A 19,182-nucleotide genomic window follows, 5' to 3' on the forward strand; every position below is an offset into this window, starting at 1 on the left:
TGAAAGAGATCATCAATTATGCGAACGTTCAAAGTCGACAATTAAAAAGACACGAGGTAGGGGAAGTCTCCCTAACCTTCGTGTCTTTTATCATTGTTTATACATTTAAATGAGTTTCATTATGGTAAGCGTCCATTTTCTTCACCACTTCTTGTGAAGGTTGCTTTCCTAAATAGGAAACGACAAACATTGTTAAAAGAGATAATGGTAAAGCAATTAGTATTTCTGAATTGAATGGCATGCTAAACCCTAAGAAAAGGATCATAAATGATACTCCCCCAACGAGTAACGCCCAAATGGCTCCTTGCTGAGTCGCTCGCTTCCACCAAATACCAAGTACTAGCGGGCCGAATAGGGCTGAAACCATAAATCCAACGGCAGCTGTGTAGAGAACAATTAAGAACGGTGGAGGATTTAATGTTAACAGCATTACTGCTATACCGACTATCCATGTAAATATTACGGATGCCCGTAACACTTGTTTGTGGTTAGCATTCGGTGATAGTACTCCTTTATAAAGGTCATAAGCAAAGGCACTGCTTACAGCTAAAAGTAATGCATCCGTAGAAGACATAACAGCCGCCATAATTCCTGCCGTTATGATCCCCATGATAATTGGACCAAAAAACTCATTGGCAACTAAAAGCAGCCACATATCTGGTGCATAGTTTTGTAACGCAGTTGCATCTAAGGTAGGAATATACGGGACTACTACTAGTGTGGCACCTAGCATTAAAATCCCAAAGATCAACATACTTATATTTAAAGACAACTTGGCAGAACGAACATTTGAAGCAGTAAATATCCGCATGACCAAATGTGGTGTTACACAAACTGCTGTAGCCCATGTAACAAACGCTCCTAAATATGCGGCTACAGGGACAGTTGCACCAACTACACCTAATGCAGGATTAGCTACAGTCGCCTCCATTAGAAAACTAGACCACCCAATCGGAAGGTGAAAAATTCCAGCAATAACAATTGAGGAGATCAAGAATATCATCATAAATCCTTGGAGTATATTAGTCCACGTAACTGCTAACATACCACCTAATGATACATAAAAGATAAACACAAGAGTAATAATCACTAATCCCCATTCATAGGAAAAACCAGTTACATATGAAGCAATTAATCCTCCCGCTCTCATTTGAGACATTAAATACATGGCTGAACCGATAATGATAACAACTGGAATAGCAATCTTGAAAAATTGTCCTCCGTAGCGATCATTTACAAATTCAGATACAGTAAACTTTTGAGAGTTTCTTAATGGTTTAGCGACGAGTACACTCGCAACCGAAAATCCAACAATGGAACCAACTGTCATCCACGCTAAAAAGGGAAAACCTAAGTTCCAAATCGTTCCAGCTCCAGCCATGAAGGAACCACCACTCCCAAGAGCAGCAAGCATGGCTAAAGAATTCACACCTGTTCCAATTTTTCTTCCTGCAACGTAATATTCATCAATACTCGATGTCGATTTTGAAATTTTATGTTGCGTTATTAACCCTAGTACGACCAGAAATAATAAGTAGGCAATCATTATGGATAGCTCAACGGTTTTCAATACATATCCCTCCTTTTATAGCTGTTGGTCTTCTTGATGATCTACACTTACCTTTGCATTTCGTTCCGATAAGATAAATAAAATCGCTACTACAGGAGCAATTATGTGTAAACCGTAAGCGCCCCAAGCTAGTAATGTAACATTAAAGATCATAATGTCATAACTCCAAGGAAGAAAGAATATGGCCGAGTAAACAATTAGCCCAATTAATAATAGACAGTCACGTCGTGGCAAAGAGTACCACTGCTGATTCATTCCAATTCCCCCTAGCATTAGATTAGGTCGTCCTTAAAAAAGCAACGGTGATTATTTTCTTTTTTTAACCTATATCGTTCTAAGCCTGTTTGCTTTCTGTCGCTTTTTCTTCTTTAAGAAGTCTTCTTAGTACTTTACCTGCTCCTGTCGCGGGAAGACTGTCTCTAAATTCCACATAACGAGGATACTTATACGCTGCCATATGATTTTTTGCCCAGTTTACGACTTCTGCTTCACTAATCGTTCCTGCTGCATCTGGCTTTAATACAACAAAAGCTTTAACAGCTTCCCCTCTTGTTTCATCAGGAACTCCAATCACTGCTACTTGAGCTATGGAAGGGTGCTCCATTAATAATGCTTCAACATCTTCCGGAAAGACACTATAACCGGAAGACTTAATCATCTCCTTCACTCTGCCTTTAAAGTATAAATATCCTTCTTCACTTATATATCCGATATCGCCAGTATGGACCCAGCCGTCCTTTAATGTTTCACTTGTTGCATCTGGTCGCTTCCAATACCCTTTAAATACTCCAGGATTTTTTATCGTAATTTCTCCTGTTTCACCCGGTGGTAATTCTTCTTTTGTACTTAAATCGAGTATGCGAATGTCTGTTTCAAACGTAGGTATTCCGCAACTGCCGAATACGACTTTATCTGCCGGCATGAATGTATCGCAAGTATGTGTCTCACTAAGACCATAAGCTGCCTCGAACATTAAACACCCTTTTGTAAGCGCTTTCCACTTATTCGATAGTTCTTCTGTTACAGGTATACCGAAGCTTGTAGCTAAGTTAATTTTTAAAGATGATAGATCTCTTTCTTGTATTCCTGGATAAGTTAGCAATGCAGCGTTAATCGGCGCTATACTATACCAAGTTGTCACTTTATACTTTTCGATCGCTTGGATCGTCGCTTCGGGTTCAAAACGAGTCAATAATACACATGGAGTGTTTGTATAGACTGGAATATTTACGCCCATTACCATCCCGGCAATATGACATAACGGCATAACAGATAACCACGTATCATTTTCAGCTACTTTTTGTGCATGAACCGAAGCAGCGGTCTTAAATAACGCATTCTCATAAGTTAGCATGGCTCCCTTAGGACGGCCTGTTGTACCCGAAGTAAACACCATCAATGCAACATCGTCACTAACGTTCACTTGGTGACTCTCGTAATCCTTCAACTCACTCGTAAACACTTTCTTTAAATCTAACGTTCCTTCGGGTGTAACCTTCGATAGCTTTAATTCATCCGGAATCGGTAAAGATGGTTGCGAAGGTAAAAAGTCAGCATAATTCGTCGTAAATATAAATTCTAATGTAGAAACTTTAGCACGGATTTGCTCCAAGTTAGGATATAACTCTTGTGCAGAAATAACAGCTTTTGCTTCCATTTCATTTAGTAAATACTCAAGCTCTGAAGCTTTGTACATCGGGTTTAATGGACATACAATGGCACCAATTTTTTGAATGGCATAATGAGAAAAGATATACTGTGGACAATTTTGCATAAACAGTCCAATTCGGTCACCTTTTTTTACACCTTTTTCTAATAGATAATTTGCTAGTTTTTGAGAGTTCTCTTCTACTTCTAAGCATGTTATTTGTCTTCCATAATAAACATAAGCGGTTCTATGCGGCGTATCTTTTGCATTTTGTTTTACATACTCATGTAACGGCTTTTTCCCAAGACGATATTGTAATGTTGTTGAAACACCCTCAGGCCAATTTTTTAACCATACCTTTTCCATATTCATATCTCCCTTCTATTAGAAACCTGTAGGCCAATTGGCTAACAGTCGTTTACTTCTCCCGCCATCACGTGAACAGGCAAACTCTAGTGATTGAGCTAAGATTTTTCTAGTATCACGCGGATCAATTACGTCATCAATATAATATTTACTTGCAGCTTTGTAAGGGGAACTATCAAATTCCCACTTAGATAACAGTTCTTGCCGTGCTTCTTTAGGGTTGTCAGTTTGCATAAGTTTTCTGCCATAAACAACATTTATGCCGACCTCAGGCCCTGTAAAGTTAATTTCAGCTGTCGGCCACGCGAAAACAAAATCTCCTCCCATTGTAGGTCCACACATATTTCCGAAGGCCGCACCTATACTCTTTCGAATAATGATGGATACCTTTGGCACGGTTGATCTTGCAAGTGCTTGATTCCAAACCATTATTTTCGTTGGTATTCTTTTCTTTTCCGCGCTGCTGCTTACGCGAAAACCAGGTATATCATGTAAAAAAATAATAGGAATATGATATGAATCACATAAACAAATAAAATCAGTGGCCTTATCACACTCTTCAGCTCCACTAGAGCCAGCGAATTGCATAGGCTGATTTGCGATAATTCCGACAACCCTTCCATCGAGATGAGCAAATCCTGTAAGAAGCGACTTGCCAAACAGCGGTTTTAATTCAAAAAAATGACCATCATCAACAATTGACTTAATGACTTTTTTCATATCATAAGCTCTTGTTCTTCTAGTTGGAACAATATCCAGCAATTCCTCTAGTTGCCGGTTTGGGTCATCTTTTGTCTCTCGCCGAGGGGGAAGTTCATCTTCATGAGAAGGTAAATAACTAAAAAATTCTTTCATTGCAGCGATCGTCTCATCTTCACCCTCACCTGCATGATCAATTTGTCCCGTTTCTTCAGCATGAACCTTCCAACCGCCTAGTTCCTCTAAATCTACCTTTTCACCAGTCGCCATCTCTAACATTCTAAGACCGGCAACAGCCATGCAAGTTCCTTTCACTTGTGATACGAAATCAGATGAAACGGCCATCCATGTAGGACCTCCAAAACTATCGCCAAAAATCCCTGTGATCATGGGAACTTGACGTCCAACTGTTAAAAGGCTGTCTGGAAACAGTTTGTCACTAATGCCATCTGAGCCCATCCCATCAGGCATACGCAACCCGCCTCCTTCTGCAAGGTTAAAGATTGGAAGGCCTCGCTTAATTGCATATTCATGGGCCATGTGAGATTTTCTTAGATGAACCGCACCTTCTGTACCAGCCATGACAAATTTATCGATTGCTTCAACAACTACCGGACGTCCATTTACTTTGGCCAGACCGCAAATTAAACCGTCAGCAGGTGTCTTTTCCTCAAATCCAGGTACATCTGAGTGTGCTAACAACCCAAGCTCTAAAAATGTTCCAGGGTCGACAAGCTTTTCAATTCTCTCCCTTGCTAGTGTATTTTGTGCATCTTTTCTTTTATTTTTTCCGTAATCGAGAGAGCGCTTTTTTCGCTCCTGTAAATCATAAATATATTGCTCCATACTTACTTCATCCATTAAAACGACTCCTTCAAGTAGTTATGATTGCAGGCTTTTTTCCATTTTCGTTTGTTAATTAACTGTAGTAAAAATGCAAATTGAAACCTAGGGTGTCCCATTATTCTCCAAGGTTCTTCGGGACAATTATGGTAGAAATCAGTTAATATTTTTGCTAGTTCTGGCTTCGATTCAGGTGTAAATGTAATAGAGAGGTAACTAATCCCTTTTAAATGTCCCCGTGTCCCTAATAAAGTTGAAAAAAATCTAGTTAATGGGTCAGCAGAAACATAAATAATCGAGATTTCGAGGTCTTTGGTTTTATAAATGATTTGATCGTGGTTAGAGTCGTAGATATAAATTGGTGGATTGGTTGCTTTATTAAATGGTATTTTTCTAGTTTTCATTACTTTTTCGAGCAGATTGGAAGCCTCATGTTGAGGAATTCCTACATAAGCTTCCCACTTATTCCGATAGAATGATAGCACAGCAGCACCTCCTATTTCGTTTCTAGTAGGTCTCCTTCATATGCTTGGATTTTTTCAACGATATCATCTGGAATCGGTTGTGACCGTCCTGTTACTGAATTATAAGAAACTTGTACAGATTCAGCTGTTACTAAAATCTCATTACTGTCTCCTCGAGTAATTACATATGAACATATCATACTCGATCGACCGAGTTTTTTTATTCGACAATGAACATGAATGACATCATCTAACTTAGCCGGCTGATGATACTCGAGTGTAATTTTCACCAGTACTAAATCAAATGTATTCGTTTCAGCTAATTCTATCCAATTGCTCCCAATGATCTTCCTGAAATATTCAGTCGATGCCACATCAATGTATGTAGAATAATGCGCATTAAATACAATTTTTTGACCATCAATTTCAGAATACCTTACTCTAATTGGGTAATAAAAACGAAAATCTTCTATCATAACTAACACCCTCCCTCCTTATAAAATATACTAACCGGTTAGTATCACATAATACTATACTAATCTAAATTTTCTTAATTTTCAACCTATATTATTAAATACCACTAACTTATTTCTCATTAAGATCTTGATTTTACTTATTGAACAAGAAAAGAGGCTAACTTTTAAAAGTTAACCCCTTGTAATCTTTTGCTAGCTAATTTTTTGAGTCATTACTGGATCATCAGGTGTACGCATTCTTTGAATGAATACTGCTACTACGATAATAGATAATGCAATTAAATCCATCATCCAGTTTGCATTGATTAAACATAGAGAAGCACCAATTAATAATACGCGTACGATAATGTTCGCGCTTTTCTTCGCAAACCATCCTTGAACAGCAGCTGAAAGAAGATAGATGCCTACAGCAGCTGTTATACAAGCAACAGCAATGCTTCCTGCTGAACCTTCCATTAAAAGCTGCGGACTATAAATGAACATAAACGGTACGATAAACGCTGCAATTCCTAGCTTAAAGGCTGTTACACCGGTCTTAAACGGATCTGTACCCGCAACACCTGCTGCAGCATAAGCCGCTAGAGCAACTGGCGGTGTAATTGCTGACATAACAGCATAATAGAAGACAAACATGTGAGCAAAGATTGGCTCAATCCCAATCTGAATTAAACCTGGTGCAACAACAGAAGCTGCTACTGCATAGGCAGCTGTAGTCGGCATACCCATTCCTAAAAGAATTGAAATCCCCATTGCAAATAATAGTGCTAAGAACATGTTATTATCGGCTATTCCTAGAAGCATGGAACTAAAACGTAAGCCAACTCCTGTTAGGGCGATTACCCCAACAATGATACCTGCACACGCACAAACCGCTAATAATTGAATCGTATTTTTCATTCCTAGTTCAAGTGCATGAATGATTTTCTTTAATCCCATGCGAGTAGATGGGTGGATCCAACTTACGACTAAACACGCAATAATGGCCACAGTACCAGATCGGATAACAGAATATCCACTTAGGAGAGCTCCAATAAGAAGTACAATTGGAATAAATAAATAAGCTTGCTTAAGGATTCCTCCTAATGGTGGTAATTCTTTACGGGATAAACCTTTCATCCCATTTTTTAACGCTTGGAAATCTACCATAAAATACACAGATAAAAAGTATAAAAGAGCCGGAATAGTGGCTGCTATAATGATTTCTGAATATGGGATCCCGGTTACCTCTGCCATAATAAATGCCCCAGCACCCATAATCGGAATCATAATCTGTCCACCAGCTGATGCAGTTGCTTCTGTGGCAGCCGCAAATCTTCCACTATAACCTACACGTCTCATTAAAGGAATAGTTAATGAACCTGTTGCTACAGCATTTCCAGCAGATGTTCCGTTCATCATCCCCATTAATCCACTTGAAATAACTGAAACTTTTGCGGGTCCTCCTCTCATACCTCCTGCAAGAGAAAACGAAAAATCGATAAAGTATTTTCCTACACCAGACATTTGTAAAAATGCACCAAAAACGATAAACAATAAGATATATTTTGATGAAACATCTAGTGTTACTCCAAATACTCCGTCTGTACCGAAAATATAAGTAACAAAACGTCCAAAGCTATATCCGTTATGATTTAAAATACCTGGAAGCCACGGGCCTGCAAATGCATAAAGAATAAAGACACCGGCTAATATTGGCAAAGTCCAGCCACTAGTACGCCTTGTTAATTCAAGTACGATAATTAACCCTAAAACAGCTACGATTGTATCTTGTGTCTGTGGCATTACGCCAAACCTGAACAATAAGGCGGAAACATTAGTATAAATATAAAACGTTACATATAATGTTGCTGCAATTAATAGCCAATCAACGACATTAACTTTTTTACTCGTTTTCCAACTTTTAAATAATATGAAACCTAAAACTGCCCCTAAAGCTAAGTGAATGCTTCTAAAGACCCATGGTTCGATCGGGTGGAAGTTTAATACGTATAGATGGAAAAGAGCACCAACAACAGCTATAGTTATAAACGTGTATTTAATCCATCCTGTTAATTCACGATGGTGTAAGGCCCCCTCAACTGCTTCCTCGAGCTCTTTCGCTTTCTCATCATTAACAATTGTCTGTTCGGTTTCTTTTAAGTCCTTACTCATACTGTTTACCTCCCTTTATGAATTTCTACCTTGAAGTCAATCCTTGAGGTAATGAATAAAATAATAGATGTAATTCCAAGGATCTGCTTGTATAAACGGTATTCAAAAAGAAACCTATAAAACGGTGCCTTTTTGAATACTTTTTATATAGAGGCTGACGTAAGCAGCCAGCCTCCCATAAATACGATTTACTCTTTTTATTTTCTATTTTTTATTTTTTATATTCTGGCGGGTATACACCTTCTGGAAGGTCAATACCAATTTCTTCATAGTAACGAATTGCTCCTGGGTGCAAAGGAAGCGAGTCATTAAAAAGGATTGCCTCAGCTACAGCTTCTTCAGCGGAAGAATGTGTTGTTTTTAATAATTCTTGATTTTCATGATAAGCTTTTACAAACTCATAAACGAAATCAGGGTCCATTTCTTTGTGTACGATACCAAAGTTAAATTGAGCAATTGTTTCAAGGTCGTGATCTAATTGATTATATGTTCCTGCTGGAATTGTGAAAGGATAGAAGAACGGATATTTTTCAATAACTAGATCTCTTTGCTCTCCTTCAATTCCGAAGAAGTTTAATTCACGTTGAGCTTCGACCTCAGATACAGCTGAAATCGGGATACCAGCTGCAAAACCGATTACGTCTAATTGTCCATCCATTTGTTGACTTGTCATATCACTCGCACCCGCTTGGATTGAAGTAACATTTAGTCCTAATGCTTCGTGAATTAATGGAAGATACGTACCTGAAGTACCACCTGAAGGCCCCACTCCGACACGCTTACCATCCATATCTTCTAATGTTTCAACTCCACTGTTCTTTAAAGCCCACCAATGGAATGGTGTTGTATACATAGGGAATGCAACACGAACATCTGTTAACTTGTCGCCGCCTGTCCAATCGCCTGTACCATAGTACCCTTCATAACCCGGACCAAGAGTAATCATTCCAATATCTTGTTGCTTTCCATTTACAAGCTGCATATTGTGAACTGGCCCACCAGTTACTTCAACGTTAGCTGTAATACTAAATTCTCTCTCTAGTAATTGCGCAAGACCTCCACCATAAATGAAGTATGTCCCTCCTTGTGAAGCTGTACCAATTACAACTGTTGAAGGACGTTCAGCATAATTTACTTCGGTTTCTTCTGGCGTTTCACCTTGCCCTCCATCATTTGCTGGTGCACTACTGGAATCACTTCCACAAGCTACTGCAAAGACTAAGCTTAAACTCGCAACAGCAGTTAACATGGAACGTTTGAAAAACTTTCTCATATCTGCTCCCCCTTATTTATAAGTGTTTTATTTTTCTTACAATTCAAAGTATAAAACGCTTTCAATAGTATGTCATAAATTGAACTTAAAGGTCATTTTGGTCTTTTTGGTCTTTACATTTATTTGAATGAAATGTAACAATCCTAAGTATTTATTAAATGTGTTATACTATTTTTCTTTTATCTGTATAAATAAAAAAACTAGCACGAATATGCTAGCTTTTAATCACCTGATTGTAACCTATTCAGCTCTTCCATTAATTCAGGTCCAATCATAGTTTGGAATTTTTCATATAGAGGTTTAAACTCTTGTTTCCATAATTCTTTTTCTTCGTCTGTCTGGTAATGGATTTCTATAACTCCACTATTTTTAATCCTGTAAAGCATTTCCTCATTTATAATTTGAGAATGCTCTCGTAACCATACCGTTACTTCATCCATTGCTTCCATAATGCTTTTTTGGTAATCTACAGGCATCGTAGACCAAAATTCACTGTTCATAAAAACCGCATAACCTAAATAGTTATGATTACTTAAGGTCATGTATTTTTGCTGTTTATAAAATCCCTTAGAAAAAATATTTGATAACGTATTTTCTGTTCCGTCTATCATACCTTCACTAAGCGCATCATAAACCTCATTAAATGAAAACAGACGAGGTTGTGCACCTATTACTCTATACGTTTCCATCAATGCAATACTCGGCATGACCCTGACTGTAAGCCCTTTGAAATCTTCAGGTACGATAATCGGCCTTTCATTATTCGTAAATTGTTTGAAGCTATTATCCCAGTATGCAATTCCATGAAATCCGTAATCTTTAATACTTTCGAAAAGCAATTCTCCTATTTTACCTTCAAATGCAGCCTCAACCATTTTTTCATCCTTAAAAGCATACGGTAGATCCATAATCAGCCACTTCGGATCCAACACTGTAATTTCAGACAAAGCTGGTGCAATAATATGAATATCATTTCTCATTAATCCATCAAACTCATCTTGAGCTTCATACAAACTAGCATTAGGAAAAACTTGTACTTCTACCCAGCCATCTGTTTTCTCCCTTACTAACTGTGCAAACATGGAGGCAGCAAGTCCTTTTGGTGTATTTTCCGCAACAACATGACTAAAGCGTAATACGTACTTTTCGTTTAATCCTTCTAATTCTTTGTCGACTGCCTTAGGTTCATCTTTTTCTCCAAAACCAAACCCAATATAAAAGGCAGTTAAAACCCCAATAATTAAGAAGGAACAGATTGTAATTAACCCTCTCATCTTTTCCTCCTATTGCTTTAATCGATATAATTGAATAGGACGTCCTATTGTTCCGTATGTTAACTCCATTTCAACTTGTCCAATGTTCTCTAGATAATTCAAATAACGACGAACAGTTACTCTAGCTAAACCAACTTCACTTCCTATTTCTTCTGCTGATTTAGCTGTATCCATTTTATTAAGGTATTCATTAATTTGATTTAAAGTGTGTACATGTAAACCTTTAGGCAGAGTTGTATCCTGCTTCGCTTCTTGTTGAAAAGTAATATGATCTAACTTCTCTTGAGAAACTTTATCCACGTAATTTAATTGTCTGTATACAGTCTTATATTGGAGTAATGCCTTTTCTAGCCGTTCAAAAGTAAACGGTTTTACAATATAATCTACTACCCCGTGTCGAAGCAATGTTTTAACGGTCTCTGTATCATTTGCTGCGGTAACTGCAATGATATCGACATCAATTAACTCTTGACGAAGTTGTTTGATCAGTTCAACTCCGTCAATACCAGGCATGTATACATCTAAAAGAACTAATTCTGGTTTATACTTTTGAATTTGCTGCTTTCCCAGTTCACCAGTCGCAGCTACACCAACGACTGAGAATCCATCAATCTTTTCTATAAACATCCGGTTTACTTCCTGAACCATTGGATCATCTTCAACTAATAATACGAGTATATCCTTTTTTTTATAAGGCATGGCCAACACCATCCTCCCTCTTTAAAGGCAGCGTTATCGATATTGTTGTCCCCTCATTTTCTTCACTATCGATATCAATGGTTCCATTCACTCTTTCAACTATGGATTGAATGAGAAACAAACCAATCCCTCTACCTTCTTTCTTTTTAGTCGAGAAGCCTCTCGTAAAAATTCTTTCTTTATACTCTTTTGGAATTCCAATCCCATTGTCAGATACTTGAATAAAAAGTTCTTCTTCTAACTCCTTGACTAATATATATACTGTTTTATCGGAAGTGTCTGTTTCTAATAAAGCATCATAACTATTATCTATTAAATTTCCTATAATCACGACCAAGTCATGGTTAGTTATACCTTCTGGATAGTTTACAAACGAACTTGATTTATTAATTTTCAATGATATACCTAACTCTTTACCCCTGCTTACTTTACCTAATAATAGTCCCGCAATACTATCGTCGTGAATTTGTTGCATCAATATTCTAGATAGGGCAGAATGTTCTTCATTTAATTCGAAAATATACTCAAGTGCTTTATTTCCCTGATTTAGTTGAATCAGCCCAGCAATCGTGTGTAACTTGTTTGAGTATTCGTGATTTTGAACTCTAAGTGCATCGACAAAAGCTTGTACACCCGTTAATTCTTTTGCTAAACGGTTTACTTCTGTTTTATCTTGAAAAATAGCAACGGCACCAATCGTCCTGTCTTGATCGGTTATAGGAATACGATTGCTTAGTATCGCTCTGTTTTGTACGTAGAACTCTCGTTGATATACAGGCTGTCCTAATTCTAAAATTTCCGGCAACCGAGTATCAGGAATCACCTCAGATATCTGTTTCCCTACCACATTTCCATGTACATTTAACATCTGTTTAGCTGCTTCATTGATTACAGTAATTCTTTGATGTTCATCAATTGCAATAACCCCGTCATGTATTGCATTAAAAGTAGCTGTACGCTCTTCTAACACACGAGCTAATTCACTTGGTTCCATTTCAAAGGTTTGTTTCTTTATATGGTTAGCAAGCAACCAAGCACCCCAAAATCCAAAAAGTGTAGTAATTATAATAATGATTAAAGCTGTCCGTCCAAATTCATAAATAATATCACTTAGATAAGGAAGAACGCTACCGACTACAACTACTCCAATCTGTTCACGATCACGATTTATTATGGGTACAAACGCGCGGACGGTCTCTGTTCCATCTTCTGCTTTTGCTTTCGAAATATAAATATGTTCTGCAAATGCTGCACCCTCATCACCACCAACAAAAGGCGTTCCTAATCGTTCTTGAATGGGATGGGTAAGTCGTATCCTATCCATATTCAATATCACAATATAATCTTGTTCATTCAAAACCCGCATACGTTCTATAAGTGGTTGTAAAATCTCAGAAGCATTTGCTAATTCAATACTATCTTGCACCGTTTGGTTTTGCGCAACTAGTTGTGCGGTTATCATTGCTCGCTGTGATCGTTCTTCTTCTTTAATCTCACTAACATAGCCTAATAATATAATGCCTATTATAATAAGAGAAAAAGCAACGATCCCAAAAGATAAGCCAGTGATTTTCCATCGTATAGGTAGTTGTAATAAAGCTTTCAATTTTTTCTCCATTCGACTATTTTCAGCATATTTCTTCTTTAACTATACCATATTTTTAATAAACAATTTCTTGTTATTTTGAAAAGAACGCACGGGGAATAAGAATTAAGAAAAACGGTACCAGGTACCTTTAGTGGACTAAAGGTACCTGGTCCCCTGCCAAAATTGGATGCAAAAAAACCTGAAGAATAAGTTTCTTCAGGTTAATATGTATAAGTATATGGCGCGCCCACCAGGATTCGAACCCAGAACGCGAGAGCCGAAATCTCGTGTGATATCCATTTCACCATAGGCGCGTTTTTTAGCGACATAAATAGTATATAATAATATAATTTCAAAGTCAACATCTCATTTAAAATGAAGACTACAACAAGGTGTGGTATCTCAATAAAAAGGTGATGGGTTTAACCCATAATCCTATATTGAGATACCTTAACTTAATAGAAGCATTCTAAGTATTAGTTATTAATTAGCTTCAACTGGACCGTCTTCAAACATCTTTTCAAAACGTGCATTAATTTGGTCATCATTATAGCCAAATTTATGTAACCTAACGACAAAGTTCTTTGCCCATAGCTCATTACGTTTAGCCATTTTCTTATACTTCTTTACTAATGCCCCTTTTGTTTCTTTAGACCTTGCATCCGCATTTGACATTAGGTTTTCAACAATGAACAATGCTTTCCATACATCATCTTCAGTGAATTGTTCATTTCTTTCATTAAGGACATCTAATACTTTTTTATAGAATTGATCGAATTCTTCGAATGGAATTTCTTCGTCCATATTTAAATACCCTTGTATTTGGTTATATAGTTCTTCCATGTTGACACCCTTCCTAAACATATTCGGGTATATTATATCACATTTCCCTATAAGAAAAACACGGTTTATTAATATGTATTCACAAGACAACTGTAGCGCCCATTTAGGACGTACCGTACGGACTGGAGCCCGCCGTATGAGATAAAGGTTACACGGTGAGCTATAGTGAGCAAATGTTGACTTCTCGCTAGGCGCTCGAGCTAGACATCTTCGAATTTTACTATAAAAAAAAGGCTGACTTTATGCTGTCAGCCCTCTTTTCTAATCACAATATTGATCAAATGCAGCTTCTAATTTTTGAACAACTTCAATTGGTTCATGTCCTTCAATTTCATGACGTTCAACCATCATTTTAATTTCCCCATCCTTTAGCAGAGCAAAAGAAGGAGAAGATGGTGGATACCCTGTGAAAAACTCTCGTGCACGAGCTGTCGCATCCTTATCTTGACCTGCAAACACCGTTAGAAATTGATCTGGTTTTTTATCATAGTTGGCCATATAAGCTGCTGAAGGACGAGCAATGCCACCAGCACAACCACAAACAGAATTAATCATGACTAATGCTGTTCCTTTTTGAGATAATGCCTCATCTACTTCCTCTGGTGTTGTTAATTGCTTGTACCCCGCATTTACCATATCTTGCCTAGCTATTTGAACAACATCGTTCAAAAAATTAAATTGCATGTTTATCACTCCTTGATGTTGTTAAGTCTGTAATTATTGTACCCGTTTTCTTATGAACAACCAACTAAAACGTTTTATAAAATTATTTTTATGTTTTAAATCAATGTTTTATTTTCATAAAAGTCAAAAGAAAGGAACGAAGAGTTACTCACTCTTCGCTCCAATCCTCTTATTGTAATGCCGTTCTTAATGATTCAATATTTTTTCTCATTAAGCTAAAGTAATCTTCGTTATTGTCGATGTCTTCTTGAACCAAAACTTCTAAGTTATGAATATATACTGGTTCTGCACCTACTTCTTCTTTAACCACTTCAGCAACTTGAGATGTGAAATTTTGTTCAAATGCAACATGTTGAATGTTATGCTTTTCAGCAAACTCGATAATCTGCTCTAATTGCTTACGAGTTGGCTCATTGGTTGGAGAAAGTCCAGTAATTCCAATTTGATGAATACCGTAACGGTTTTCCCAATAACCAAACCCTGCATGTGACACGATAAATGTATCTTTTTCTACCTCTTCAACCATTGCAGAAAACTCTGCATCGATTGCTTCTAATTCAGTTTTTACTTCGTTAAAGTTTGCTTCAAACACTTCTTGTTGTTCTGGTAATAATTGAACTAATCCGTTCTTAATATTCTCAGCCATTTGAATTGCAAGAATTGGATCTAACCAAACGTGCGGATCTTCATCTCCATGAGGATGATGGTGATCATCATGCCCATGCTCATCGTGCTCATGATCATGTCCGTGTTCTTCATGCTCGTGATCATGGTCGTGGTCATGTCCATGCTCATCATGCTCATGTCCGTGGTCATGATCGTCGCCATGTCCATGATCGTCATGCTCATGTCCATGATCGTCATGCTCATGTCCATGATCGTCATGCTCATGTCCGTGATCATGGTCATGGTCGTGTCCATGATCGTCATGTTCATGTCCGTGATCATGAGAGTGGTCGTGATCGTAATCTATTAATTCAATTCCTTCGATTGCTTTTACGACTAATACATTTTCATTTGTAACCGTATCGATAATTGCATCTGCGAAACCTTCCATTCCCGCTCCGTTATAAATGAACATGTCACTTTCAGCAACACTTATCATCTCACGAGCAGTCGGTTCATATGTATGGGCATCTGCACCTACAGGAATAATGTTTGTAACGTTAACATACTCTCCACCAATTTTATTTGTAAAGTCCTCAAGAGGGAAAAGCGTTGTAAATACTTCTAGAGCATCTACCTCTTCTTCTACTACTTCCTCTTGTACGTTTTCTTCAGGCTCCTCTTGTCCTCCACAGGCTGCTAAAAAAGACGATGTTACTAACATACCTGCAAACAAGCTTGCTTTTAATTTTCGCATTATTATCCCCTTCCGTAATCATTACGTTTTCGATTATAAATTATAACGTAATAGTTCCGATTTGTAAATCATTAATCATTCTTTACTCATGTTTTTGTTTCCATAAAAAAACTGACTTTGAAAGCATCTTCACCTTTTTAGATATATGATGCAATCCCATTTTAATTACATCTAATATACTAAAAAGATTGATGCGTTAACAACAGTCAGTTTATTCGTTATTAATTAATCATCGCCAGTCTTTCTTTATACATTTTATTCAAATCTTTTTGTTGTTGAAAAACTTTTGGCAGTACTTTCTTCAATGCTTTTTCATTTCTTTGTTCCACAGCTTGGACAAACAAAGTCTGAAGCTCTTCATGCTTTTTGTACCAATCTTGATCAATTACATCACCGTGCATAAGCTCGCCGTTTTTCATTGCTTCTGAGATTTTCTTTTTAAGCACTGCTTGCTCTTTACTTATTTCTCTCCATGCATTTACATATTCTGGTGTATATTTTTCAGCTAACAACTCGTAATACATATTTAGATGAGCTGTAAAACCGTTATTAATTAATAAACAAGTTTGTGTTTGCGAACAGCATTCATCATCTTTTTGTTGATTACCAACACTGAAACCATACGTCACCTGCTGATTGCTGAAAAAAGTTATAAACGAAAATATACAAGCTAGACTGAGCGCTATTACTCTTTTCCTTGTCACTTTTAGCACTACTCCTTTTTCTTTAGTATCACGAGTAGAGTGCCCTTTTCTAACGGTTTTATGCAAGGTTATTAATAGCTTTATTATCTAGCTAAATTCTTTTTTTCTGGCCACTTTTTTTCACACGTATCAACCTGAGGAGAAATCCAAATCAAATAAAAATAAAAAGAGTTCCTAAGAACCCTTTCTATTCATTAAAAACATTATGCTATTGCAGACCCATTTTTAATAAATGGATGTATTATCTTTACCAATTCTCTCTAATTTCTCTTTCACACTTGCAAGGAAGCGTCCGCAAACTAGTCCGTCTAACACTCGGTGATCTAAAGATAAGCATAGGTTGACCATGCTTCGAACCGCAATCATATCATTTTCCATAACGACTGGTCGTTTGACGATTGACTCGACAGACAAGATTGCTGCTTGCGGGTAATTGATGATTGGAGTTGATAAAACAGAACCAAAAGAACCTGTATTATTCACTGTAAATGTACCACCTTGCATATCTGCTCCTGAAAGTTTTCCAGTACGAACTTTTCCAGCTAGGTCATTTACTTCTCGTGCAATTCCTTTAATATTCTTTTCATCTGCATGTCTGATAACAGGAACATATAAAGCATCATCCGTTGCTACAGCGATTGAAATATTAATGTCTTTCTTTTGAATAATTTTATCTCCTGCCCACATGGAATTAAGCTGAGGGTATTCTTTTAACGATTCCACAACCGCCTTAATGAAGAACGGTAAAAACGTAATATTAAACCCTTCTTTTTGCTTGAACTCATCTTTCACAGAATTACGGAAGTTTACTAAGTTTGTTACATCCACTTCAACCATCGTCCAAGCATGAGGTGCTTCATGCTTACTGCGTACCATGTTGGCTGCAATTGCTTTACGGACACCGGATACTGGAATTTCAATATCACCTGCTGCTACAGGAATTTCAATAGATGATGTTTCCTTTGCAGGCTGAGTTGCAGCTCTTGTTGGTGTTGATGAAGTCGGCGCTGGTGTTGGTTCCTGTTGTGGTGTTACTGTTTCTGCTGCTTTAGGTTGCGGGATGGCACCAGTCTCGATGACAGCAAGAATATCTTTTCTTGTAATTCGTCCGCCTTTACCAGAGCCATTGACTTGCTCAAGATCAATATTATTCTCTTGGGCTAGGCGCAATACAGCAGGTGAGTAACGTTTCTTCTGCGATTGATCCGTTTCTTCTGCTGCTTCAGCTGACGTGGATGCAGTTTCTGCAGGTTTATTTACTTTCTCTTCAGCAGCTGGCACTGCACCTTCCACTTCAATCGTACAAATAATTGCACCTACAGCTACCGTCTCATCCTCATCTGCTACTAGGTCTTGAATGACACCTGTATAAGATGACGGTACTTCTGCATTTACTTTATCTGTCATTACTTCAGCAATAGGATCGTATTTGTTTACTTTATCACCTGGCTTTACAAGCCATTTACTAATCGTTCCTTCAGTTACACTTTCCCCTAATTGGGGCATTGTAATTTCTGTAGCCATGATTGAACCTCCTTCTATTAAAACTCTGCTAAGTCTCTCATTGCTTTTTCGACTTTATCTGGATTTATCATAAAATACTTTTCCATTGTTGGCGCATAAGGCATAGGAGGTACATCAGGACCTGCTAAACGTTGAATTGGTGCATCTAAATCAAATAAGCATTCTTCTGCTATAATTGCAGAAACCTCACTCATGATGCTGCCTTCCTTATTGTCTTCCGTTACTAGTAGAACTTTTCCTGTTTTCTTTGCTGCCTCAACAATTGCTTCTTTATCAAGCGGATACACTGTTCTTAGATCAAGAATGTGTGCAGAAATACCATCTTTCGCTAACTTTTCTGCTGCCTGAAGTGCAAAATGAACAGATAAACCATACGTAATAACCGTAATGTCATCACCTTCACGTTTTACATCAGCTTTTCCGATTGGCAGCGTGTAATCTTCTTCAGGAACTTCACCTTTAATTAAACGATACGCACGCTTATGCTCAAAGAATAAAACTGGATCATTATCACGAATAGCAGCCTTTAATAAACCTTTTACATCGTAAGGAGTAGAAGGCATTACAATTTTTAACCCTGGAACAGAAGCAAACATCGCTTCTACTGATTGTGAGTGATATAGCGCTCCATGAACTCCACCACCGTAAGGAGCACGAATAACCATCGGGCAATCCCAATCATTATTTGAACGGTAACGAATTTTTGCAGCTTCACTCACAATTTGGTTTACTGCTGGCATAATAAAGTCCGCAAACTGAATTTCTGCAACAGGTCGCATCCCGTACATTGCAGCACCGACTCCAACACCAACAATTGCTGACTCAGCAAGAGGAGTATCGATGACTCGTTGCTCTCCAAATTGATCATATAAGCCTTTAGTAGCACGGAATACACCGCCGCGTGCCCCAACGTCTTCTCCTAGTACAAAAACTTTTGAATCGCGTTCCATTTCTTCTTTTAACGCTAACGTAACTGCATCAATATATGAAATAACTGCCATAATTCTCTCCCC

17 protein-coding genes and 1 tRNA gene are annotated in these 19,182 nt (G+C 37.6%); all 18 read right to left on the reverse strand.

The genetic code is table 11. The features are described 5' to 3' along the window. Nucleotides 1-97 precede the first annotated feature (97 nt). Nucleotides 98-1,570, reverse strand: coding sequence for a sodium:solute symporter family protein (locus AC2VNP_RS04660; protein ID WP_486916230.1), 1,473 nt, complete (start codon nt 1,568-1,570; stop codon nt 98-100). A gap of 15 nt (nt 1,571-1,585) precedes the next feature. Beyond that, on the reverse strand, nt 1,586-1,825 hold the full coding sequence (locus AC2VNP_RS04665; protein ID WP_486916231.1) for a hypothetical protein: 240 nt from the start codon (nt 1,823-1,825) through the stop codon (nt 1,586-1,588). A gap of 79 nt (nt 1,826-1,904) precedes the next feature. Next, nucleotides 1,905-3,584: an AMP-binding protein gene (locus AC2VNP_RS04670; protein ID WP_486916232.1), complete on the reverse strand. Its 1,680-nt coding sequence runs from the start codon at nt 3,582-3,584 to the stop codon at nt 1,905-1,907. An 18-nt stretch (nt 3,585-3,602) separates the two neighbouring features. Continuing rightward, the gene (locus tag AC2VNP_RS04675; protein WP_486916233.1) at nt 3,603-5,144 is read right to left on the reverse strand and encodes an acyl-CoA carboxylase subunit beta; all 1,542 of its coding nucleotides are present in this window, start codon (nt 5,142-5,144) and stop codon (nt 3,603-3,605) included. Further along, complete coding sequence (locus tag AC2VNP_RS04680) at nt 5,144-5,611, reverse strand: hypothetical protein (RefSeq protein ID WP_486916234.1); 468 nt, start codon at nt 5,609-5,611, stop codon at nt 5,144-5,146. Before AC2VNP_RS04680 ends, AC2VNP_RS04675 begins: the two co-directional genes overlap by 1 nt. A gap of 11 nt (nt 5,612-5,622) precedes the next feature. Then, nucleotides 5,623-6,066 carry an acyl-CoA thioesterase gene (locus tag AC2VNP_RS04685; protein ID WP_486916235.1) on the reverse strand — a complete coding sequence of 148 codons (444 nt, stop codon included), beginning with the start codon at nt 6,064-6,066 and terminating at the stop codon, nt 5,623-5,625. 192 nt (nt 6,067-6,258) lie between these two features. Then, nucleotides 6,259-8,217, reverse strand: coding sequence for a TRAP transporter permease (locus tag AC2VNP_RS04690; RefSeq protein WP_486916236.1), 1,959 nt, complete (start codon nt 8,215-8,217; stop codon nt 6,259-6,261). A gap of 211 nt (nt 8,218-8,428) precedes the next feature. Then, the gene (locus AC2VNP_RS04695) at nt 8,429-9,490 is read right to left on the reverse strand and encodes a TAXI family TRAP transporter solute-binding subunit (RefSeq protein WP_486916237.1); all 1,062 of its coding nucleotides are present in this window, start codon (nt 9,488-9,490) and stop codon (nt 8,429-8,431) included. Between the two features lie 221 nt (nt 9,491-9,711). After that, on the reverse strand, nt 9,712-10,764 hold the full coding sequence (locus AC2VNP_RS04700; protein ID WP_486916238.1) for a DctP family TRAP transporter solute-binding subunit: 1,053 nt from the start codon (nt 10,762-10,764) through the stop codon (nt 9,712-9,714). A gap of 9 nt (nt 10,765-10,773) precedes the next feature. Beyond that, on the reverse strand, nt 10,774-11,463 hold the full coding sequence (locus AC2VNP_RS04705) for a response regulator (protein WP_486916239.1): 690 nt from the start codon (nt 11,461-11,463) through the stop codon (nt 10,774-10,776). Beyond that, complete coding sequence (locus tag AC2VNP_RS04710; protein ID WP_486916240.1) at nt 11,453-13,081, reverse strand: ATP-binding protein; 1,629 nt, start codon at nt 13,079-13,081, stop codon at nt 11,453-11,455. Before AC2VNP_RS04710 ends, AC2VNP_RS04705 begins: the two co-directional genes overlap by 11 nt. 209 nt (nt 13,082-13,290) lie before the next feature. Continuing rightward, nucleotides 13,291-13,365 (reverse strand) — tRNA-Arg (locus AC2VNP_RS04715). Nucleotides 13,366-13,534: 169 nt separating this feature from the next. Continuing rightward, on the reverse strand, nt 13,535-13,894 hold the full coding sequence (locus AC2VNP_RS04720) for a hypothetical protein (RefSeq protein ID WP_486916241.1): 360 nt from the start codon (nt 13,892-13,894) through the stop codon (nt 13,535-13,537). Between the two features lie 261 nt (nt 13,895-14,155). Beyond that, nucleotides 14,156-14,578, reverse strand: coding sequence for a BrxA/BrxB family bacilliredoxin (locus AC2VNP_RS04725; protein WP_275116836.1), 423 nt, complete (start codon nt 14,576-14,578; stop codon nt 14,156-14,158). A gap of 169 nt (nt 14,579-14,747) precedes the next feature. Then, the gene (locus AC2VNP_RS04730; RefSeq protein WP_486916242.1) at nt 14,748-15,941 is read right to left on the reverse strand and encodes a metal ABC transporter solute-binding protein, Zn/Mn family; all 1,194 of its coding nucleotides are present in this window, start codon (nt 15,939-15,941) and stop codon (nt 14,748-14,750) included. 221 nt (nt 15,942-16,162) lie between these two features. Continuing rightward, a complete protein-coding gene (locus tag AC2VNP_RS04735; protein ID WP_486916243.1) occupies nt 16,163-16,645 on the reverse strand; it encodes a hypothetical protein in 483 nt (160 codons plus the stop codon). A 225-nt stretch (nt 16,646-16,870) separates the two neighbouring features. Then, nucleotides 16,871-18,169: a dihydrolipoamide acetyltransferase family protein gene (locus AC2VNP_RS04740; protein WP_486916244.1), complete on the reverse strand. Its 1,299-nt coding sequence runs from the start codon at nt 18,167-18,169 to the stop codon at nt 16,871-16,873. 17 nt (nt 18,170-18,186) lie between these two features. Continuing rightward, complete coding sequence (locus AC2VNP_RS04745) at nt 18,187-19,170, reverse strand: alpha-ketoacid dehydrogenase subunit beta (RefSeq protein ID WP_275116840.1); 984 nt, start codon at nt 19,168-19,170, stop codon at nt 18,187-18,189. Nucleotides 19,171-19,182: the final 12 nt, after the last annotated feature.

Source organism: Alkalihalobacterium sp. TH-98 (genome assembly GCF_057473385.1).